Origin of the sequence: Nostoc sp., assembly GCF_036917775.1 — a bacterium.
Classification (GTDB): Bacteria; Cyanobacteriota; Cyanobacteriia; order Cyanobacteriales; family Nostocaceae; genus Nostoc.
On the sequence record NZ_JBALEQ010000092.1, the window covers coordinates 151,412 to 170,534 of the forward strand.

The 19,123-nt window shown below is 40.1% G+C and carries 23 protein-coding genes and 2 pseudogenes; 8 read left to right on the top strand and 17 right to left on the bottom strand.

Going from position 1 to position 19,123, the window contains the following annotated elements; translation table 11 throughout:
• Nucleotides 1–152: 152 nt before the first annotated feature.
• Together V7K69_RS18600 and V7K69_RS18605 are read left to right on the top strand one after the other, a co-directional pair.
• Nucleotides 153–575, top strand: a complete 423-nt coding sequence (locus tag V7K69_RS18600) for a hypothetical protein (RefSeq protein WP_334696642.1) — start codon at nucleotides 153–155, stop codon at nucleotides 573–575.
• A 747-nt stretch (nucleotides 576–1,322) separates the two neighbouring features.
• Entirely contained in the window at nucleotides 1,323–1,796 is a 474-nt protein-coding gene (locus tag V7K69_RS18605) for a hydrogenase maturation protease (protein WP_335036894.1), read from the top strand.
• Between the two features lie 19 nt (nucleotides 1,797–1,815).
• On the opposite strand, the gene V7K69_RS18610 is transcribed toward V7K69_RS18605, so the two are convergent.
• The 5 genes from V7K69_RS18610 to V7K69_RS18630 form a co-directional block, all read right to left on the bottom strand.
• On the bottom strand, nucleotides 1,816–2,190 hold the full coding sequence (locus V7K69_RS18610) for a hypothetical protein (RefSeq protein WP_114083649.1): 375 nt from the start codon (nucleotides 2,188–2,190) through the stop codon (nucleotides 1,816–1,818).
• Nucleotides 2,191–2,208: 18 nt separating this feature from the next.
• Entirely contained in the window at nucleotides 2,209–3,495 is a 1,287-nt protein-coding gene (locus V7K69_RS18615) for a nitroreductase family protein (RefSeq protein ID WP_335036897.1), read from the bottom strand.
• Nucleotides 3,458–3,946, bottom strand: a complete 489-nt coding sequence (locus V7K69_RS18620; RefSeq protein WP_335036899.1) for an ankyrin repeat domain-containing protein — start codon at nucleotides 3,944–3,946, stop codon at nucleotides 3,458–3,460. The genes V7K69_RS18615 and V7K69_RS18620 overlap by 38 nt, the downstream gene beginning before the upstream one ends.
• 337 nt (nucleotides 3,947–4,283) lie before the next feature.
• Complete coding sequence (gene lysS / locus V7K69_RS18625) at nucleotides 4,284–5,423, bottom strand: homocitrate synthase (protein WP_335036901.1); 1,140 nt, start codon at nucleotides 5,421–5,423, stop codon at nucleotides 4,284–4,286.
• Between the two features lie 117 nt (nucleotides 5,424–5,540).
• Nucleotides 5,541–5,951 (bottom strand): hypothetical protein, encoded by a 411-nt coding sequence (locus V7K69_RS18630; RefSeq protein ID WP_335036903.1) that lies wholly within the window; start codon nucleotides 5,949–5,951, stop codon nucleotides 5,541–5,543.
• A gap of 278 nt (nucleotides 5,952–6,229) precedes the next feature.
• Here V7K69_RS18630 and V7K69_RS18635 point away from each other — a divergent pair, with 278 nt between their 5' ends.
• Nucleotides 6,230–6,439 carry a TOBE domain-containing protein gene (locus V7K69_RS18635; protein ID WP_229553979.1) on the top strand — a complete coding sequence of 70 codons (210 nt, stop codon included), beginning with the start codon at nucleotides 6,230–6,232 and terminating at the stop codon, nucleotides 6,437–6,439.
• Between the two features lie 267 nt (nucleotides 6,440–6,706).
• Here V7K69_RS18635 and V7K69_RS18640 read toward each other — a convergent pair whose 3' ends face one another.
• From V7K69_RS18640 to V7K69_RS33000, 12 genes and pseudogenes are all read right to left on the bottom strand, one after another.
• Nucleotides 6,707–7,006: a 2Fe-2S iron-sulfur cluster-binding protein gene (locus V7K69_RS18640; RefSeq protein WP_118163710.1), complete on the bottom strand. Its 300-nt coding sequence runs from the start codon at nucleotides 7,004–7,006 to the stop codon at nucleotides 6,707–6,709.
• Nucleotides 7,007–7,265: 259 nt separating this feature from the next.
• Nucleotides 7,266–7,637 (bottom strand): HesB/IscA family protein, encoded by a 372-nt coding sequence (locus V7K69_RS18645; RefSeq protein ID WP_094339971.1) that lies wholly within the window; start codon nucleotides 7,635–7,637, stop codon nucleotides 7,266–7,268.
• Nucleotides 7,638–7,749: 112 nt separating this feature from the next.
• Nucleotides 7,750–8,553 carry a HesA/MoeB/ThiF family protein gene (locus V7K69_RS18650; protein ID WP_335036909.1) on the bottom strand — a complete coding sequence of 268 codons (804 nt, stop codon included), beginning with the start codon at nucleotides 8,551–8,553 and terminating at the stop codon, nucleotides 7,750–7,752.
• A gap of 10 nt (nucleotides 8,554–8,563) precedes the next feature.
• A complete protein-coding gene (gene nifW / locus V7K69_RS18655; protein ID WP_100900534.1) occupies nucleotides 8,564–8,881 on the bottom strand; it encodes a nitrogenase-stabilizing/protective protein NifW in 318 nt (105 codons plus the stop codon).
• Entirely contained in the window at nucleotides 8,878–9,078 is a 201-nt protein-coding gene (locus V7K69_RS18660) for a CCE_0567 family metalloprotein (protein ID WP_323229308.1), read from the bottom strand. Before V7K69_RS18660 ends, nifW begins: the two co-directional genes overlap by 4 nt.
• Nucleotides 9,079–9,225: 147 nt before the next feature.
• Nucleotides 9,226–9,702 carry a NifX-associated nitrogen fixation protein gene (locus tag V7K69_RS18665; protein WP_118163723.1) on the bottom strand — a complete coding sequence of 159 codons (477 nt, stop codon included), beginning with the start codon at nucleotides 9,700–9,702 and terminating at the stop codon, nucleotides 9,226–9,228.
• Nucleotides 9,699–10,112, bottom strand: coding sequence for a nitrogen fixation protein NifX (nifX, locus tag V7K69_RS18670; protein ID WP_322681419.1), 414 nt, complete (start codon nucleotides 10,110–10,112; stop codon nucleotides 9,699–9,701). Before nifX ends, V7K69_RS18665 begins: the two co-directional genes overlap by 4 nt.
• Nucleotides 10,113–10,668: 556 nt before the next feature.
• The gene (nifN, locus tag V7K69_RS18675) at nucleotides 10,669–12,006 is read right to left on the bottom strand and encodes a nitrogenase iron-molybdenum cofactor biosynthesis protein NifN (RefSeq protein WP_335036914.1); all 1,338 of its coding nucleotides are present in this window, start codon (nucleotides 12,004–12,006) and stop codon (nucleotides 10,669–10,671) included.
• Nucleotides 12,007–13,389, bottom strand: a complete 1,383-nt coding sequence (gene nifE / locus V7K69_RS18680; RefSeq protein WP_335036916.1) for a nitrogenase iron-molybdenum cofactor biosynthesis protein NifE — start codon at nucleotides 13,387–13,389, stop codon at nucleotides 12,007–12,009. It abuts the gene before it with no gap.
• A 155-nt stretch (nucleotides 13,390–13,544) separates the two neighbouring features.
• On the bottom strand, nucleotides 13,545–13,892 hold the full coding sequence (locus tag V7K69_RS18685) for a Mo-dependent nitrogenase C-terminal domain-containing protein (RefSeq protein WP_335036918.1): 348 nt from the start codon (nucleotides 13,890–13,892) through the stop codon (nucleotides 13,545–13,547).
• A 158-nt stretch (nucleotides 13,893–14,050) separates the two neighbouring features.
• Nucleotides 14,051–15,586, bottom strand: a complete 1,536-nt coding sequence (nifK, locus tag V7K69_RS18690; RefSeq protein ID WP_335036920.1) for a nitrogenase molybdenum-iron protein subunit beta — start codon at nucleotides 15,584–15,586, stop codon at nucleotides 14,051–14,053.
• A gap of 200 nt (nucleotides 15,587–15,786) precedes the next feature.
• Nucleotides 15,787–15,954, bottom strand: a pseudogene (locus V7K69_RS33000) (nitrogenase molybdenum-iron protein alpha chain); the annotation flags it as partial.
• A gap of 110 nt (nucleotides 15,955–16,064) precedes the next feature.
• On the opposite strand from V7K69_RS33000, the gene V7K69_RS18695 reads away from it, so the two are divergent.
• The 5 genes and pseudogenes from V7K69_RS18695 to V7K69_RS18715 all read left to right on the top strand — a co-directional run.
• Nucleotides 16,065–17,483 (top strand): site-specific integrase, encoded by a 1,419-nt coding sequence (locus V7K69_RS18695; protein WP_335036922.1) that lies wholly within the window; start codon nucleotides 16,065–16,067, stop codon nucleotides 17,481–17,483.
• Between the two features lie 43 nt (nucleotides 17,484–17,526).
• Nucleotides 17,527–17,712: a hypothetical protein gene (locus V7K69_RS18700; RefSeq protein WP_335036924.1), complete on the top strand. Its 186-nt coding sequence runs from the start codon at nucleotides 17,527–17,529 to the stop codon at nucleotides 17,710–17,712.
• 72 nt (nucleotides 17,713–17,784) lie between these two features.
• Nucleotides 17,785–18,048, top strand: coding sequence for a hypothetical protein (locus V7K69_RS18705; RefSeq protein ID WP_335036926.1), 264 nt, complete (start codon nucleotides 17,785–17,787; stop codon nucleotides 18,046–18,048).
• Nucleotides 18,049–18,513 (top strand): type II toxin-antitoxin system VapC family toxin, encoded by a 465-nt coding sequence (locus V7K69_RS18710; protein WP_335036928.1) that lies wholly within the window; start codon nucleotides 18,049–18,051, stop codon nucleotides 18,511–18,513.
• A 13-nt stretch (nucleotides 18,514–18,526) separates the two neighbouring features.
• A pseudogene (locus V7K69_RS18715) lies at nucleotides 18,527–18,619 on the top strand (type II toxin-antitoxin system VapC family toxin); the annotation flags it as partial.
• Between the last annotated feature and the right edge of the window lie 504 nt (nucleotides 18,620–19,123).

Genomic DNA, 19,123 nt, shown 5'->3' on the forward strand with positions numbered 1-19,123 from the left:
GGGAAATCAGGGAGAAATAACCTATTTCCAATGCCCTATTCCCAATGCCTGATATTCAAAACTCGTAGCGTACCACACTAAAACTTATAGAAACAGTGCGTTAGGCTTGCTTTAATTCACTTCAACAAAACAGAAATTTACAAGGTAAGCTTGTGTCTGATTTAGCGCTACATAATTATCTCCCTCGCGTTCCCGATGCAGCATTGCAAGAATACATAGAATGGTGTGTTTTAGAGCAGGCTCAAGCCGCAGAATGTAACTTTACTCCAGATAGAAGTAAGTTAGATAATTTGCCACCAGAAGACTACGTTCCTAAACTTGTCGAGCAGTTCATGAAAGTTAAACCAGACCCAATTAAAGCCGGTTTGGTAGCTGCGATCGCTGGCAAAGAAGCTGACAAACACGCTTTATCTGGTTTAGCGATCGCAGCTGATTTTGTATCTCTTTATGTCAAGTATTTAATTCCTAAAGAAGGAAGTACTAAAGAACAGGCTGAAGAGATATTAACTCAAGCATCACAACATCAGTATGAGAAACTGACGGAAGTTGCCAAGAAACATGGTGTAGCTTTATAGTTTCCTGGTGATAATTTAGTTTTCAGAGGCTTTGTCTGTATTATTTAGTCAGAGCCTCTGTTTTAGTCACTCTTGATTGGCTGATCTACAACCTACTCGATACCAATACAGGCGGCGAACAATTGGAGAGCAAAACTGATCGTAATCAGTGCGAAGCCAATACTTCCACACGATTTCCAAAACCACGTGTTCAAAGTTGGTTCATACCCAAGTTTAACGCCTCTCTCGCTAAACCGTGAGCCAGTGCGCCAACTATCGAGAAAGGCGAGAAAGGCACCTATGAAGCCGAGAACTAAACCTACGATATTAAGAATCTTGACCATAATACTTTAAGTGTAGGTAGCACGCCTAACTATTTATTCAACTACTCCTATACGGTTTAACACGCTGCCTATAATATTATCCGGCAAAAGAGCAGATAAACACTTATGTCTGGGATGTTAAAGCGCACTCAGCAGTTTAACACACAAAATTTAGAATACTGTTATTGGCGGTCTAAGAGGTTGTTTGAAAAGTTGTTGACTGTGATTTTAGGTACTCATTGATCCCCCCTAACCCCCCTTAAAAAGGGGGGAACCGGAGTTAAAGTCCCCCTTTTTAAGGGGGATTTAGGGGGATCTAAACGTTTTTTAACCGAGAAGAGGACTTTTAAAACATCCTCTAATACTGCCTGAAATTGTGCTTTACCTCATCTATTTATCGATGACAGTGCTTTTGCAACTCACTAAAGTCATTAAATATGATCCCATGCTAACTATTATTGGTTGCGGCAACCTCAATCGCAATGACGACGCAGTAGGCGTAATCATTGCCCAACGCTTACAAAAATATCTAGCTGAAAACCCTCATCCTAATGTGCGAGTTTACGATTGTGGCACCGCAGGGATGGAAGTAATGTTTCAAGCTAGAGGTAGTAAACAATTAGTAATTATTGATGCAAGTTCAACTGGTTCTGAACCGGGTGCTGTGTTTAAAGTTCCAGGGAAAGAACTGGAAGCTTTACCAGAACCTAGTTATAACTTGCACGATTTTCGTTGGGATAATGCTTTAGCCGCAGGACGGAAAATCTTTCAAAATGACTTTCCTGAAGATGTCACAGTTTATTTAATTGAGGCGGAAAATCTTGGTTTGGGACTAGAGTTAAGTCCTGTTGTCAAACATTCTGCTGATTTGGTTTTTGAAGAGGTAGCTGCACTTATCAGCCAGAATATCAACTTTTAATTAACAATCCAAAATCGAATCAAGCCCAATCCCGATAAACAGAAAGTTCATCTACCCTCATTTCAAAAGGTATGCCTTGGCTTTCTGGCGGACAAACACGGATTTTAGCACTGTTAACAATTCCGTAGAGTAATGTCCCCATTGGCACAATTTTTTGTAAAACACGCCAATTAATAACTTGATCGGGACATTCAATTACCAATGTCAGAGCATTGGCGTGGGTTGTGACATACCACCGACAATCAGACAGAAGATTTTGAATGGTGCGATCGCAAGCGTCATAAAAGTATCTACTAATAGAATCCTCTAATTGCTGTCGCAGTATAATATCTGCCGATGTTGGTTGCATAGGATGTGAGTCATCACTATTAAAGTAATACATATTTCTAGCCATCTCTCTTTAGCTTCCTGCTTATATTCCAATCACCATTCCATAAAGTACATCTTTATTTGTTTCTAATAATCCTTGGGTTTCGTCATCATAATACGCACCAATTCCACTACACTGAATTCCCAAATAATTACTAGTTAAATAAAGCCTTTGTCCAAGAAAACCAGCTATTTGCATAGCAGTTTGATAGTTTAAATAATCTGACACAAAAAATAAAGTTACAGCGCCATCTCTAGCAATAGCTTGATTAATACATAAGTAACCTGTCTTTTCACTAAAGTTACCCGCTTTAACCAGATACGTACCTTTATATAACCCAGGTGTCATTCCCTCTACTCGATGCACCACTGAGTAAATTTCTATTTCCTCATAGTTTTCTGTTGGTATTGACTGTTGAAGTTGTTGCACTACATATAAATAATCTTCTTGAGAAATAGCCTCTTTCCGGAAACGTCTAATAGAACGTCTATCCCAAACTGTTTGATAAAATTTATCCCGATCAAAATCAAATTGAGGATACTTTAATTGCTGCTGACGACTCTTTTGTAGAGTAGTTGCTTGATAAGCATCTTCAATAAATTGATTGGATTCAAAATAATCAGTACCAGAGACAAAAGGAACTTTCAGCCTTAAGCTTCTGATTTTCTTGTCTTGTATTTCTCCTGACACCGCACAAGCAGTAATAAACTCTTTATTCTCAAATCCTAAATCTGAATTGAGAGTGAGTTTATCAAAGTCAAAAATTATTTGTATATCTCGGTTGTAGAGAAAAGCTGAAGCTGCGATCGCACCTAAATGATGTCCGCTATCTAAGAAGCAATATCTTATGCTTCTATTTTGATATTTCCAGCTAGACCTATAATAAACACAACTAATTAAAAAGATGAATCCGTTGATACATTTGCCCGGTATAATATAACTCTCTAACCCATCATCAATTAATTCATAGATGAGAGTTAGACAATTATTCTTAACTTCTAGATGGTATATACCATTTACCATTCCCTCAATACCGCGAATCTGTACGTAAACTTCTGTAGGATACAGAGCGCCTGCTGATGGATTTACTCGCAGTTTATAAGGGCCATCTTTATATACTTTTTCTAGAGTTATCGCACTGGTTAATGAGATAAAAGTATGAACAGGATTATTGAGATTTAATTTCACTCTCCGATAAAACTTGGGATAAACTTTAAATGAAGATGGCTGTGTTGAAGCATCTACATAATTTGGGTCAAGTTGTACCGATAAGTAAGAATGCTTGGTAGCGTCATGATAGGCTTTGCCCGATATCTGACTGGATGGCATTTTTAAGTATCCTTAAGACTTCTACGTTACTAGCAAAATCTATTGCTTTATAATCGTCTAAGTTTTTTAAATATAAATTAGGATGATGTTGTAAAAGTAATTTGACAACTTCTGTCTTTCCGGCTGATGCTGCGTACATTAAAACAGTTGCACCGTTATCATTTTGGTTGTTAATATCAATGTTATGAGCCAAGAGTAAATTAATTAAATCGTAGTGATTACCAAAACAAGCAAACCACAAAGCATTGTTGCGATCGCTATTTAGAGCATTTATATCTACACCTGCATCAATTAGCTCTTTGACGACTGCATATACTCCTTCTCTTGTAGCTTTCATCAAAGCTGTATCGCCATTTTCACCTGGCTGATTTAAATCGCTATAATTATAGCCTTTTACTATTAGCCATTGGGTTGTTACTTCACTCAAATTTTGACTGTTGATTTGATTCATCAGTATTCCTTAGTTAACTTTATTTCTGATAATTTACTAATATAAATTTGCTTGGCAAACATAATGGTGAGCATTACTCACCATTCTTGAAAAATGTTATCCAAATTCTTTTAACTTACATATATGCTATCAGCTTTATAAGTTTAAATTATGAATCATTTATAAAGATCGCCAGATATTTTTCTTAAAAGAGCTTGTAAAAGTATGGAAAAGCAGTAATTCTTACAGTTTTATTTCATAATATAGATTAATAGCAGATATAGGTGGATTTAGATCCCCGACTTCTTGAAGAAGTCGGGGATCTCCACTTGGACAGAAAGTGTGTATATTGTTAAATTTACTGACAATGATAAGAATATAAAATATTGTCTACATCTTCGATAGTAAGACTTTGTTTATCAGCTAAAGTTTTCAATCTATGGGTAATATCTTTAAGCTGGGATAAATTAAAGGAAAGTCCTAATTCATTAGCTCGGTGATTAACCGCTTGTTTTCCAGCCAATTTATGATTGATTAAAATTGAGCGCGTTACACCAAAACTGCGGGGATTAATAGCTTCATAAGTCTTTGAGTTATTGAGCATAGCTTTAGTATGAATGCCAGCTTTATGACTAAAAGCACTCTCACCAAAAACACAATGGTTAAAAGGAATAGAAATCCCAACTTTTCTCGCAACTAATTCATGCAAGGAACCAAGTTCATCTAAGCGATATTTAGATTTAATCTGCTCTGGATTTGTAGCATATAACCTAGCAATGAATCCAGCTAGTGAGGTAATACCATTGCGCTCACCAATTCCCAGAACACAAGTATCAATATGAGTTGCTCCCGCTTCCAGTGCCGTATAACTGTTAGCATTTGCACATTCTGTATCATTATGACCGTGAAACTCAATATCTAAATTAGTGAACTGGCGCAAAGTCTTCACTAATTCAAATATTTGCATTGGCGTAATAATTCCTACTGTATCGGCAATTCCTATGCGTTGAACAAATCCTAATTTCTCAATTGCCGAGTAAATTGTGATTAAATCTTCTATGGGAGTACGTGACGAATCCTCAGCCGAAAAGCGTAACTCAATATCGGGAGCTTGTTGATGAATAAAAGTTAAAACTTCAGATGCTAAATCAATAATTTGATTAATATCTTTACCATGACTAAACTGACGCATCAAAGAAGAACTACCAATAGTTAAATTAATCCCGGCTACGCCTGTTGCTAAAGCAACTTTAGCATCTTCTAAGTGACAGCGAATGTGAGTTAATATTTTGGATGGCAAGCCTAACCCAGCCAATCGCTCACAGTCTCGTCTAGACTGAGGTGAAGCAATTGGTGACGTTAACTCTATATATTCTACTCCAAACGCAGCAAGGGCCTCAGCGATTTCGACTTTATCATCTGAAGAGAAATTGGCTTTGACGAATTGTTCGCCTTCACGGAGAGTACTTTCTACAATTGCAAATTCAGATAGCGACATTGAGCAATCCTTGTGCTAACTCTTACTAAGCATATTCACTTATTACTTTTTATATTAACAGATTTGCACAATCGAGAAATAATTGCTTTGGCTGATTCTTGGGGACTGGCTATAGTATCAATTATAAGAGAGCGATCGCTTGTATCCATCGCTTTTAAAACCTCGATAAAGGCAAGTATAAGTTAAGCGTTTAATCCGGCAATGAGGCTGCATGAGTTTCTCTTGCATTTTTAACATTGGCGCAATTATTGCGCGTTCGGTTAAAACACGACGATTAGGTAAAAGTGTAAAATCCAAGCCTTCTTTAGCCAACGCTTTTGTGATTGTGCTTTTTACCACGCCAGTCATACCTACTATAATTAGCAATGGAAAACTTGTTATTGGCAACCAGTCTTTAGGAACAGGAAATTCTACACCTACAACTGGACTTAAGTGTTCAAAAAATAGATTTGGCCTTGTTGTATTAACTCGCTCCTGCACAATCTGAACTTCTTTTACTTGGTTGCTATAAATACTTGAATATAGCATTACCTCAGTATTTAAACACAAGCAAATGGCTATATTAAATTGATGATAATATCCATCAATAGTTAGTTGTCTTATATTGTTTTATATTGTTTGATATTACTTTTTACGGCAAATAACCGTCCCATTTATTTTTGTAATGCTCGTAGAGCAGATGTAATACTGTTAAGTAAATGAGGATTATTTCACAATTATTAAGATATCTTAAAAAAAGCTGGTTTTAAAATCAAACCTTGCTAACTTACTAAAGTATAAATAGTTCAAATTAGCGAAGAAAAAACATGGAAATTAGCGCTCGTAATTCTCTTAAGGGTACTGTCAAAAAAGTTGTACATGGTTCAGTTAATACTGAGATAACTTTAGAACTAGCGCCAGGAGTAGAGCTAGTGTCAATCATCACAAAATCATCAGCAGAAAAGCTATCACTTGCAGAAGGTAAGCAGGCTTATGCTGTGATTAAAGCATCAGATGTGATAGTTGCTGTTGATTAAAAAATAGAGTTGGCTTCTTTTGCAAGCCACTCTATTTTTCATATCAAATTACACTTATATAATTTAGTGACTAACTACTATAAGTAGTCAACAGTTAACAATTAACGACCGTAAAGAGTGTTTATACAATTTAGGCGCACATCAGCTTAAAAGAGGTAAACATTAGAATTATAAATTAAGAATTTTGAAGGGAAGAAGGAAGTATATTTTCATCCTTCATCCTTCATCCTTTATTTGGTTGCTGTATTTGGCAACCAAAGTAATACTTTATACGAGATACGCTTCTTGATGTGTTTTGATTGTGCAATTAGAACGAGGATAAGTTACACAAAGTAGAGCGTATCCTTTAGAAACTTGATCGTCATCCAAGAAGTTTTGATCATCTTGATTAACTTCACCTTCAACAACCTTACCTACACAGCTAGAGCAAGATCCTGCATGACATGAAAAGGGTAATTCAATACCATTTTCTTCTGCTGCTTCTAAGATGGTGGTATCTTCTTCAACTTCAATTGTGGTGTCGAGGTCTTCTTTTTTGTTGATTAATCTAACTTGGTAGGAAGCCATTTTCCGATTCTCCTCAAACGTTATACAGTTGGTTTAATTTCCGAAGTTTTTGAGCAACCTATCCTACTTTTTGCTTTCCTCTTTCTTACGGAGATGCAAAGTTTAGTTGGCTTCTCTATAGAGGTAAGGGATGCAATGCGAACGAGAAGCTACCTCAAGCGATAAGCCTGCGGCATGGCAACTCTTAGAGACGCTCCGCGATCGCTTACCGCATCTATGGAAAGCCTCTACAATCAAACTTGGCACTAACGGAATGATGTTAGCTGCAAGGTACACCAGTAGGCGTGCCGTCGTCTGTTTTGAAGGACTTTCCACAACCGCAGGTATCAGTTGCATTGGGGTTGATGAATTTAAAACCGCTTTCCATCACTCCCTCAACGAAGTCAACGATAACTCCGTCTAATAACGGCGCACTTTTGGCATCAACGTAAACTACCACTTTGCCTTGGTGACTTACCAAATCATCTGGTTGGGGTTTGCTGGTGATATCGATGGCATATTCATAGCCACTGCAACCACCATCTTTTACCGAGATGCGAACACCTTTAGTTGCGCCATTAGCGTCGGGTGCGGAACCTTTGAGGAATGCCCGCAGATGGAATTCTGCTTTTTCTGATAAGATAACGGCCATTAAGTCTCCTGATTTGTAGCGATTAATTGTTCTGATTTCAGGTGTAGGTTGTCATTTGTCAGTTGTCCTTTGTCATTTGTTATTCACTAATGACCAATGACTAATGACAAAATTAAGTATTTTGTGCAATCCCTGTGGCTTCCATTGAATTGGATTGTGCGTGTCTCCAAGGCGCACTATTGCCACATACTGGACAAGAGCGATCGCGGTGAGAACGGCGTTTAGCAAATTCCATCCGATTTAGGTCGATTGTCAGCAATTGCGATAATAGAGGCTGACTAAACCCGGTGATCAGCTTGATAGCTTCCAAAGCTGTTAGACAAGCTAGAGTTCCAGAGACAGCGCCGATAACTGAAAAGCCGCGCTGATCCCAATCAGGCTTTTCTGGAAACAGGCAAGACAAGCAAGGAGTCACACCAGGAATAATCGTCGTCAGGTAAGCCTCCATCCCATTCATTGCGGCTTCTACCATTGGCTTCCGCGATCGCACACAGGCCTCATTTAACAAATTGCGCTCTGTAAAGTTGTGGGCGCAATCAAGAGCCATATCAGCAGATTGCACTAATGAGTCTACATTTTCCGGGGTGATGTAATCATGAACAGCTTCCACTTGGACATCAGGATTAATCGCATCCAGAGTTTCTTTAGCTTTGAATACCCTTGGCTTACCTACCCAATCATCAGTCATGAGAACCTGACGATTCATATCATCTAGCCGCAAGTCACCACCCCGGACTAGGATTAGCCGCCCAACGCCTGCTACTGCTAAGTAAAGCGCTGCTGTACCGCCTAATCCTCCCACACCTGTAACCAAAACTGTCGCTGACTTTAGGCGTTTCTGTGCTGTTTCGCCAAAATTCGGAAGCATCATTTGGCGACGATAGCGTTCTAATTCGGTAGGCGTTAGGTTAACCAATTTATACCTCCTAATCAGAAGTGATTTCTGTCAGTGTGACTACATTTTTCGGCTTGTCGTTAAACACTTTGAACAGCTTTTGTTCATAAGCTGTCGATTCGATAAATAGCTGATAAGCTTTTTGCAAAGCTAAAGAATATTGATTTAATTTCTCTTCTTGACTCAAGTCAGGAGAATTATCATCAATTTCCTGCATATATTGAGAAAACTTTTTCAGAATATGTAGACGATGCACATTCACAACTTCTAAGTCGTAAGACATATTAAAGAATTGAAAAAATTCTTCTGCATCTACGAGCTTCTTGAATTCATCAATAGTTCCAGTCATTTAGCATTCTCCAATTGTTTCAGATGTTGCTTAAGTTCATCTAACTGGCGATAGATTTCATAAGTTGCGGCGGCAACATCCATAAGTTGTTTGTAATCTGTTGGCAGACCTTCAGCTAAATCATGCAGATCCATTTTCATTTGACCAGCTTTGCTGTTAAGCCGTCTGATTTTTGCTTGTAGTTCCTCAATTGTCATTTGTCCTTTGTCCTTCGTCCTTTGTCCTTTGTCCTTTGTCATTAGTCAGTTGTCCTTTGTACTTTGTCAGTAGTTACTTACCAATGACTAATGACTAATGACTAATGACCAATGACTAATGACCAATGACAATTGACTAATGACTAATTAAATTTTGCCAACTTCAGGAAAGCGTTTCGCCAAATCAAGACCTTTTTTGACGTAGTTTTCTCCCTCTTCTGCTAATTTTTCTAGCGAGTCAAAGCCAAAGCGATGAGCATCTCGCAAGGTTTTCACAGCTAGCAAAAGACGACCAGAAAAAACTAACGCCCAGCCAAATCCTTCATGACTCAAATCAACCACAACCTGGGATATCAAACCTGTTTCTTGTTCAATTCCAGCCGCTACAGCCCGAAAAAATGCCATAATCCGGGCTTGAGTTACCGCATCAACTTCGCCCTCAACGGAGATTTCCCGTTTCTTTTGTTTGGTAACAATAAAGGGTTTGAGAATCAACTCATCCGACCAAGTACGATAAACTCCATAACTGTCTTGACCACGGATTTGTTTGATTAAGACCTTAAGAAAAGGTGAGTTCAAGACTTCAGTTGTAGCGGTTCCGTTCACACTATTATTTGCGGTCATACTGTTGCTTCGTCTTCAATTTCATCAGCAAAGTTTGTGGTTTTTGGCTGTAAAGCTTTACGCAACCAAGGTGGAGGATTACCTTTGAGGGTTTTCACTAGCTTATTTAGCACTTCACTAATTTCTTCTTCTTCCGATCGCGCCTTCACTGGGGTGACACCTTTCTTGATTAACCGAGCGGCGGCACTACCACCAATTGCTGTTACGTAAATAATCGTACAGTCGCCTATTGCCTCAAGTTTTGGGGTGATTTTATCTTCATTCCCATCTTCTTTGAGTTCGCCTTCAAAGGTGAGGGTTTCTACGAAGTGATATCCCTCATCAGAAATTTCGTAAACATCAATCATTTTTGCCCATCCAAAGTGGGCATTAATATGAACTCGGTCACTCGTCGTGAAGGCTATTTTCATTGTAATTCTCCTCTCTAAAGTTTTGAATTTTGAAGCAATACGGTTCAGTTAGTGATATTTAGCCTTGGAATATCCCCCCACCCTTAAAAAGCTACCGTGTACACACAAGTCTTTTAGAGTGGAGCGGCTCCACAGACTTTTAATCCCCACCACCCCTCTTGAAAAGCAAAGCTGTTTTATTTCCTTAAAAGCTCAAAAAAGACTTGTGTTGTGAACGAAAGCCCTCGTGTTGTGAACGAAAGCCCTCGTGTTGTGAACGAAAGTCCTCGTGTTGTGAACGAAAGTCCTCGTGTTGTGAACGAAAGTCCTCGTGTTGTGAACAAAAGTCCTCGTGTTCTGAACAAAAGTCCTCGTGTTGTGAACAAAAGTCCTCGTGTTCTGAACAAAAGTCCTCGTGTTCTGAACGAAAGCACTTGTGTTCTGAACGAAAGCACTTGTGTGTACACCGTAGCCTTGAAAAGGGGGGCTAATTTAAGGCTTGCTCTATTCCTCCTTTTTAAGGAGGGTTAGGGAGGATCAACTTTTAACTGAACTGTTTTGAATTTCAAGTGTGAATTCAAAACTCTGCGCTCACAGTTCCGAACTCTTGGAACTGCTTAACTCTCGCTTCTTCTGCTTCTAAAAACAGGTTACCGATGCCAAACAAAAGTTCCATCGTGCCTCGATAGCCAACTTTGGTAAATTGACCATTACCTAAGCGGTCATAAATGGGCAATCCTAAACGATAAAGAGGAATCGAGAGGCGTTTTGCGATCGCACCCACATTCGAGTTACCAATCAGCAAGTCTGAACCGCCTGCTAGACTCTCAAAGTCTTCTAAGTCGCCGATGGTGATGCTTTTTACCGGGAGTTTTTCTAAGAGGTGCGATCGCGTGGTTGTCACCACCGCATGAATTTGACTACCCATCGATTGCAGGAAATGCACTGTTGACCACAACAAATCAGGTTCCAGTGCTAAGGAAACTCGTTTTGCACCGAAGTAAAAGTGGGTGTCCAGCATCGCATCTTGCAACTGACGACGTTGGCGGCGGTATTTTTCGGGTACGCTGTTACCGCTCAGAATCGCCAATGCTTGGATAAATTCATCTACTGGTTCTAATCCTGTCAGTTCGCCAAACACCTCATAAGGTGTGCCAAAGCGTTCTTCGAGAATCTTGGCAGCCCCCCGCATACTTTCACCTAATGCCAGGGTAAAAGCAGAACTACCTACTTCTCGTAGCTGTTTTAAGGTAGTTCCACTGACTGTAACCGCACTATAATTATCCTCTAAATGTCCATCTAGAGAAGCGCCAAGGTCAGGAACAAAGATCGGCACTAATCCAAAGGATGTGACTATCTCTTTGATTTCCTGTACATCCCCAGGTGTGAAAGCAGAACCCGCCAAAATCGTGACTTGTTCAGTTCTGAGTCCACCTGCGCGAGGAATTTCCTTAACTATGCTTTCCACAGCGACAGCAAAGCCATCTTGTAACGCACCTTTAAAATCTGGGGTAGGTGCAAAAACGATCGCTAAATCATTCAATTCTGGATGGCGATCGCGGATTTCCTTAAGAAAACCTTCAATGTCATCGCCTCTAGTTTCCGTTAACCCAGTACTACATAAACCAATAATTTCTGGGTTAGCTTTTTCCACCAGAGTCAGAATTGCTTGCTCCACATTCTCTTCACCACCCAAAATGGTCGTGACTTCCGTCATCGCCGTCGTAGCAAGGGGAATCGCTTCCCGGAAATGCCGCACCAGGACAACTTTGGCGAAAGCAGTACAACCTTGAGAACCGTGGAATAAGGGCATTGTCCCTTTCAATCCCAAAAAGGCTAAGGTTGCGCCCAAAGCTTGACTTTGCTTGAGGGGATTAACTGTCAGTGCTTTGTTAGAAGCGGTAACGATCGCCATTTAAACTTCCTCCTCTTCTTCCCAAGGAGCGGGTTTGCGTATTTGTTCCCAAATCGGGCTATACAGAGCTTCGTATAGTTCCCGCGCCATTTCAATCATTCCCACATAACCTGCATAAGGATGGTGGCGTTCTTGGTTGATATCAAGGAAAGGAATTCGAGCTTTCAAAGCGGTGTATTGGTTACGTCCACCAGCAATCAGCATATCTGCGCGAGTGTCTTTAACCAGTTGTAACAATTCTTGAGCGTTGCCTTTCTCCAGCATGATGCCATCGTTGCCAATCAACTTCTTGATTTTGGCTTTATCTTCTTCAGTACTTTTCCGAGTACTGGTAGCAACAACTTCAATGCCTAAGTCTCTAGCAGCCGAGATAATCGACCAACTCTTGACACCACCTGTATACAACACAACCCGCTTACCTTTGAGTCGAGCGCGATAAGGAGCCAATGCCAAATCTAAAGCAGCCGTTTCTTCTGCAATTAGCTTTTCTGTCCGCTCCTGTAAATCAGCGTCGCCTAATTTAGCGGCGATGTTTCGCAGACAGCGATTCATATCATCAATGCCGTAGAAAGACTCTTCAATGTAAGGGATGTTGTAACGCTCCTCCATCTTTCTCGCCATATTCAGCAACGCTCGTGAGCAGATCATGACGTTGAGCTTGGCGCGGTGGGCGTAGCGAATTTCATTGTAGCGAGCATCGCCCGTAATTTTAGACAAAATACGGATGCCTAACTTTTCTAACAGTGGTGTTACTCCCCACATTTCCCCGGCGATATTGTATTCACCGATTAAGTTAATATCATAGGGCGTTGTATGTTCCGGTTCTGCTGTTCCGACAACATATTCTAATAAAGATTCACCGCCAAAACGGTTGCCGAGATTTTTACTGCCAATGAATCCTGGGGCAATGACGGGAACAACAGGAGTACCAATTTTCTCAGCCGCAGCTTTGCAGACTGCATCGATATCATCGCCAATTAAGGCTGTAACGCAAGTAGCGTAGACAAATACTGCTGCTGGTTGATAGCGCTCATGAAGTTCCAAAATTGCTTTGTAGAGTTTCTTTTCGCCACCGAAGATGACATCATTTTCACCCAAGTCAGTGGTAAAGCCCATTTTGTAGAGTTGCGGGCCAGACGACAGACTACCACGACTGCCCCAGGAATTACCAGCACAGGCGATCGGCCCGTGGACTAGATGCGCTGCATCTGCGATCGGCACTAGAGCAATCATTGCACCATCAAAGGCACAGCCCCCTTGAGCCGCGCCAGGTTGTGCCTGTTGAGCGCATGATTTGTTTTTCTTTTGGGCTTGTTTGTGCTGATTATGTTCGCATCCTGTCTCAGTCAGCAGCTCGTTGATTTTGCCTTGGGTGCTTTTCATCTCTCTTCTCTTAATTGTTAATTGTCCTTTGTCATTTGTCATTTGAATTGACTATTGTACAGACGCGTAGACGCTCGAAGAGCGGCTTCTCGCAGAGTATAATCGCGTCTCTACCAATGACTAATGACCAATGACTAATGACCAATGACCAATGACTAACAAATGTATCTTGTAACATCCTCTCCACATACATCAGCGAGGTAGGATAGAGCGCGGAAACGCAATCCTACAAATTCGTCATATAAAGGATTGAGTTTACATAGTGGTGGAATATCAATAGTCTTCCCAAATAATTTAATTTGTCGCTCAAAGGGACAACAACAAGGAATTGTTTGGCAAATTAGATGAGCGAAGCGATTATTTTTAACCTGAATTTCATCCACCACACGGCGCAACGGATTAAGAAGATTGTTGAACCACCCTCGTTTTTTCTGGTTAGGTGGATGGTAATTAGGATGAGGATGAGTGTGAGTGTGTTCGTGAGTGTGATTGATGGTTTCCATTTATCAATTCCTTGGGTAAATGCTATCAAGAAAAAGGGGAGTTGGGGATGGGAATTGGACATTAGGCATTGGGTTTGAATATTTCCCCATTCCCTATTCCCTATTCCCTACTCCCCTTCTTTACCCTTTAATTAACACGTTGTGTTTCTACGCAATTTCTAACGAATCAAGTCGTAGGAAATATCTGTCTTAGAAGGAATGTTGGTGTTGCGATCGATTTCTTCAAACAGGGTGTTTACAGTCCAGTTGAGGAGGTTGATCACACCTTGATAACCAATGGTGGCATAGCGGTGTAGGTGGTGGCGATCCATGATGGGGTAGCCGATTCTCACGAGGGGAATCTTGGTGTCGCGCCACAGGTACTTACCGTATGTGTTACCAACTAAGAAGTCTACTGGTTCGGTGAACAACAGCGATCGCATGTGCCACAAGTCCTTACCAGGCCAAACAGTTGCATGTTGACCGAAGGGGCTAGAAGCAAGCAATTCTTTGATTTCTGCTTCAAATACTTCGTTGCTGTTGTGAACCAAGATATGCACAGGTTCAGCACCCATTTCTAGCATAAAGCCAACTACGCTGTATACTAAATCTGGTTCGCCGTAGATAGCGAAGCGCTTGCCGTGAATCCATGAGTGGGAGTCAGTCATGGCATCAACTGCACGACCGCGTTCGATTTCCAATTCTTCAGGAATGGGGATACCACTCAATTCGCTGAGTTTCATCAAGAACTCATCAGTACCCTTAATGCCCCAAGGACGGGAAACTGAGGTTGGTTGCTTCCATTCTTTTTCGATGTATTCGCGGGTTTTGGGGGTAGAGTGTGCTTGCAGAGCGATCGTTGCTTTCGCATTGATTGAATCTGCTGCATCTTCTAGCTTTGTTCCACCTGGATACATATCGAATTCACCTGTGTTTGGTGAATCCAGGTAGTCGCTGTTGTCGGCTAGAATTGTGTAGTCAAAGCCGAACAAAGAAGCAATCCGCTTGATTTCGCGGTTGTTACCTACGTATGTGTCAAAACCTGGGATGAAGTTGATTTTACCATTGCTGGTTTCTTTCTTATGACCTGCGGTCAAGTTAGAAAGAATTCCCTTCATCATGTTGTCGTAACCAGTGATGTGGGAACCGACAAAGCTAGGGGTGTGAGCGTAAGGTACTGGGAAATCTTGAGGAACTGAACCAGCTTGCTTAGAGTTGTTGATGAAGGCTTGTAAGTCATCACCAATTACTTCTGCCATACAGGTGGTGCAGACAGCGATCATCTTAGGCTTGTAGAGTTGGTAAGAGTTTGCCAAGCCGTCGATCATGTTTTGCAGACCACCAAACACGGCTGCATCTTCAGTCATTGAAGAAGATACACCAGAGAATGGTTCTTTATAGTGACGGGTTAAGTGGGTGCGGAAGTAAGCAACGCAACCTTGAGAACCTTGAACGAAAGGTAGAGTACCTTCAAAACCAACAGCAGCAAAGATTGCTCCTAGTGGTTGGCAGCCTTTAGCAGGGTTAACAGTTAAAGCTTCACGAGCGAAGTTCTTTTCACGATAATCCCAACCCTTTGTCCACTCTGAAACCCGTTTTACTTCTTCGGGATCGTGACCGTTTTCAAACTGCTTTTTGTTTTCAAATAGCTGTTGGTACTCAGGTTGGTGGAATAACTCGACGTGATCTTGAATTTTTTCTGGATTCTGAGGCATTTCTTCTGGACTCCAAGCTTACTGAATTCTTTTACTGATTGAGGTGCGAGTGGGGAGTAGGGAGTGGGAATATGATTCAAAATTCAAAATGCAAAAATCAAAATAAATTTTTAATCTTTCAATTTTGAATTTTGGATTCCCAACTCCCCCCTGGGGTTTTAGCCCCAGGTTATCCTTACTTATCTCTCTCTCCCATTTCCCTAAACGGCAGCCTTAGCCTTTGCTTCAGCCTTCTTAGCCTGAGCTTTTTCATTCCAAGGAGCGCCAATTAATGACCAAGTTGGGCTGTTGAGTGCCAAGTCCATATCACGAGCGAAGATAGCGAAGCCGTCATAACCGTGATAAGGACCGGAGTAATCCTTTTTGTGGTTTAATTCTTTTCAATAGCCTAATGTTTGCAGTAAACAGTGTATGTTCTAAACATTGTTCGCTGATAACACATTTATTTTTAGGCTAAATATAGGCTAAAAACACAGTGATGCATAATCAGGGTCAAGACAAGTATCAACAAGCTTTTGCAGACTTAGAGCCTGTTTCATCTACCGATGGCAGTTTTCTTGGCTCAAGTCTGCAAGCACAGCAGCAAAAAGAACACATGAGAACGAAAGTACTACTAGAATTAGAGAAAGTTAATCTGCGTTTGAAGTCTGCAAAGGCAAAGGTGACAATTAGAGAATCGAATGGAAGTCTGCAATTACGGGCGACGTTGCCAATTAAGCCGGGAGACAAAGACAGCAACGGTACTGGGAGAAAACAATACAATCTCAGCTTGAATATTCCCTCTAACTTAGATGGACTCAAAACGGCTGAGGAAGAAGCCTATGAATTAGGTAAATTAATCGCTCGTAAAACTTTTGAATGGAATGATAAATATTTAGGTAATGAGGCAATTAAAAAAGAATTTAAAACTATAGGAGAATTACTCGAACAATTTGAAAATGAGTATTTTAAAACTCATAAACGAACTACTAAAAGCGAACATACTTTTTTTTATTACTTTTCCCGAACAAAGAGATTTACGAATCCTAAAGATTTAGCAACTGCTGAAAATCTGATCAGTTCAATTGAGCAAATCGATAAGGAATGGGCTCAGTATAATGCAGCTAGAGCGATCGCAGCATTTTGTGTGACATTCAATATCGAAATTGATTTATCGAAATATTCCAAAATGCCGGAGAATAATTCCCGAAATATACCGACCGATGCGGAAATACATGATGGAATTCTCAAGTTTGAAGATTATCTGAATAATAGAGGTAATCAAGTTAATCAAAGTCTTCAAGATAGCTGGCACCTTTGGCGCTGGACGTATGGAATGTTAGCAGTTTTTGGTTTACGTCCACGGGAACTTTTTATTAATCCTGATATTGATTGGTGGTTGAGTCAAGAAAATACAGATTTGACATGGAAAGTTCATAAGGATTCTAAAACTGGTGAGAGACAAGCATTGCCATTACATCGGCAATGGATTGATGACTTTGATTTGAGAAATCCGAAATATTTAGAGATGTTGAGGAGTGCGATCGCTAAAAAAGATAACACTAATCATGCTGAGATAACGGCGTTAACACAGCGAGTTAGCTGGTGGTTTCGCAAGATAGGATTAGATTTTAAACCCTATGATTTACGTCACGCTTGGGCAATTCGGGCGCATATTTTGGGGATACCAATTAAAGCGGCGGCGGATAATTTAGGGCATAGTGTACAAGTTCACACACAAACTTATCAGCGTTGGTTTTCGTTAGATATGCGTAAATTGGCAATTAATCAGGCGTTGAGTAAAAGGAATGAAGTTGAGTTGATTAGGGAGGAGAATGCTAAGTTGAGGATGGAGAATGATAAGTTGAGATTAGAGATTGAAAAATTGAAAATGGAAATGGTTTATAAACAAAGTTAAACTTGCCCAAATCTTGATAATATAATAAGCTAGGAGGTCAGCTATGGAAAGCATTAAGATTAGAACATATATTGGTGATGATGGAATTCTGCAAATCCAGCTTCCGCCTGAAATTGCTAACCAAGAATTAGATGTAGTGATTGTCTTTCAACCTGTTATACAAAAATCCTCACAATCTCCAACAAAAACGCCAGAAGAACTAGGATACTCTCGTAAGTTTGTTGAATAAGTAATAGGTAGTTTGGAAGGCGATACGCTTGAACGTCCAGAACAGCTTCCCTTTGAGGAACATTAAAAAAGTATGACAATAGAAACTTTGAAACAAATACTTAAGCAGCTTGATACACTTGAGCTAAAAGAGCTTCAGCAGCTTAATCAGACAATTCAAAAGTATCTTTCTGATAAAGAAGAAACTGTTAAGCAAGCAGCATTTCATCAAGCCCTGAGCGATTCTGGGTTAGTAAAACAGATAAAGCATCCAACTTACGAGCCAATAACTGAGCGACGATTAATTCATGCTGAGGGAAAGCCTGTTTCTGAAAGTATCATTGAGGAACGCCGCTAGATGGCAGTTTATTTTCTAGACAGTAGCGCATTAGTTAAGCGTTATATTAGCGAAACTGGATCAGTTTGGGTTTTGGGGCTATTTGATCCGGCTCTCAACAATGAGGCATTTATTGCTGCAATAACTGGTGTAGAAATTATAGCGGCAATTACCAGGCGATCGCGCAGTGGAAGTATTAGTATTAAAGATGCAACAGTAACACGCAATCAGTTCAAACGTGATTTACAGAAAGACTATCAAATTGTTGAAATCACAGAAAATATCATTAATTCTGGAATGGTATTATCTGAAACTTATGGTTTAAGAGGTTATGATGCTATCCAACTAGCAGTAGGTCGTGTAGTCAACACCATTTCAATTGCTAATGGATTACCTCCTATTACCTTTGTGTCCGCAGATAATGAGTTGAATGCAGCAGTTGTAAGTGAGGGGTTAATGATTGAAAACCCTAATAGTCATCCATAATGCAGACTCACCTGCGATCGCTTTAGCAAATGATCTTACCCTTATTACCCACAACACCCATGAATTCAGCCGTATTGATGGCTTGAAGTACGAAGATTGGGAATAGCTGCGTATGAAAGAGTATATACATTATAAGAGCTTCTCACCGCAACAAAACAGGAGGGTTATGTTTAAAGTTAAAACTGATTAACAACCTCTAAGGGTAACTCTAATGCTTCTGCAATTTGCTCGTCATTTAAACCAAACTGTCGTAATTTATCAATTTTAGCTTGATTATTGCTACTCTGTGAGGATTTAGAAGTATCAGAATTATTTTTATTTTATTTAATTTTAGGTTGTTTAGAATTAAGGTTTATACAGCCAACTATATTACTATTAATGCTTCTATGTCCTAGAGAAATATTTACATTTCCTTGACGTTGTAGAACTGATTTAAGATTACCTTTATCAACTGGTTCATCAAAAATATCAGATAACATTTGCAAAAGTTCGTAACCCACATCCTTTGCATGACCAGCCCGGATTTCTCACAAACAATAAAAAATCCATTCACAGCACTCGAACTAAGACATTTTTTTGATACATCATCAATTGGAAATTAAGTGAGTAA

Excerpts from the sequence above, each read along its gene's own strand:
- V7K69_RS18605 (WP_335036894.1), top strand. The coding sequence starts at position 1,323 with ATGCTAACTATTATTGGTTGCGGCAACCTCAATCGCAATGACGACGCA.
- V7K69_RS18610 (WP_114083649.1), bottom strand. The coding sequence starts at position 2,190 with ATGGCTAGAAATATGTATTACTTTAATAGTGATGACTCACATCCTATG.
- V7K69_RS18615 (WP_335036897.1), bottom strand. The coding sequence starts at position 3,495 with ATGCCATCCAGTCAGATATCGGGCAAAGCCTATCATGACGCTACCAAG.
- V7K69_RS18620 (WP_335036899.1), bottom strand. The coding sequence starts at position 3,946 with ATGAATCAAATCAACAGTCAAAATTTGAGTGAAGTAACAACCCAATGG.
- lysS (WP_335036901.1), bottom strand. The coding sequence starts at position 5,423 with ATGTCGCTATCTGAATTTGCAATTGTAGAAAGTACTCTCCGTGAAGGC.
- V7K69_RS18630 (WP_335036903.1), bottom strand. The coding sequence starts at position 5,951 with ATGCTATATTCAAGTATTTATAGCAACCAAGTAAAAGAAGTTCAGATT.
- V7K69_RS18635 (WP_229553979.1), top strand. The coding sequence starts at position 6,230 with ATGGAAATTAGCGCTCGTAATTCTCTTAAGGGTACTGTCAAAAAAGTT.
- V7K69_RS18640 (WP_118163710.1), bottom strand. The coding sequence starts at position 7,006 with ATGGCTTCCTACCAAGTTAGATTAATCAACAAAAAAGAAGACCTCGAC.
- V7K69_RS18645 (WP_094339971.1), bottom strand. The coding sequence starts at position 7,637 with ATGGCCGTTATCTTATCAGAAAAAGCAGAATTCCATCTGCGGGCATTC.
- nifW (WP_100900534.1), bottom strand. The coding sequence starts at position 8,881 with ATGACTGGAACTATTGATGAATTCAAGAAGCTCGTAGATGCAGAAGAA.
- V7K69_RS18660 (WP_323229308.1), bottom strand. The coding sequence starts at position 9,078 with ATGACAATTGAGGAACTACAAGCAAAAATCAGACGGCTTAACAGCAAA.
- V7K69_RS18665 (WP_118163723.1), bottom strand. The coding sequence starts at position 9,702 with ATGACCGCAAATAATAGTGTGAACGGAACCGCTACAACTGAAGTCTTG.
- nifX (WP_322681419.1), bottom strand. The coding sequence starts at position 10,112 with ATGAAAATAGCCTTCACGACGAGTGACCGAGTTCATATTAATGCCCAC.
- nifN (WP_335036914.1), bottom strand. The coding sequence starts at position 12,006 with ATGGCGATCGTTACCGCTTCTAACAAAGCACTGACAGTTAATCCCCTC.
- nifE (WP_335036916.1), bottom strand. The coding sequence starts at position 13,389 with ATGAAAAGCACCCAAGGCAAAATCAACGAGCTGCTGACTGAGACAGGA.
- V7K69_RS18685 (WP_335036918.1), bottom strand. The coding sequence starts at position 13,892 with ATGGAAACCATCAATCACACTCACGAACACACTCACACTCATCCTCAT.
- nifK (WP_335036920.1), bottom strand. The coding sequence starts at position 15,586 with ATGCCTCAGAATCCAGAAAAAATTCAAGATCACGTCGAGTTATTCCAC.
- V7K69_RS18695 (WP_335036922.1), top strand. The coding sequence starts at position 16,065 with ATGCATAATCAGGGTCAAGACAAGTATCAACAAGCTTTTGCAGACTTA.
- V7K69_RS18700 (WP_335036924.1), top strand. The coding sequence starts at position 17,527 with ATGGAAAGCATTAAGATTAGAACATATATTGGTGATGATGGAATTCTG.
- V7K69_RS18705 (WP_335036926.1), top strand. The coding sequence starts at position 17,785 with ATGACAATAGAAACTTTGAAACAAATACTTAAGCAGCTTGATACACTT.
- V7K69_RS18710 (WP_335036928.1), top strand. The coding sequence starts at position 18,049 with ATGGCAGTTTATTTTCTAGACAGTAGCGCATTAGTTAAGCGTTATATT.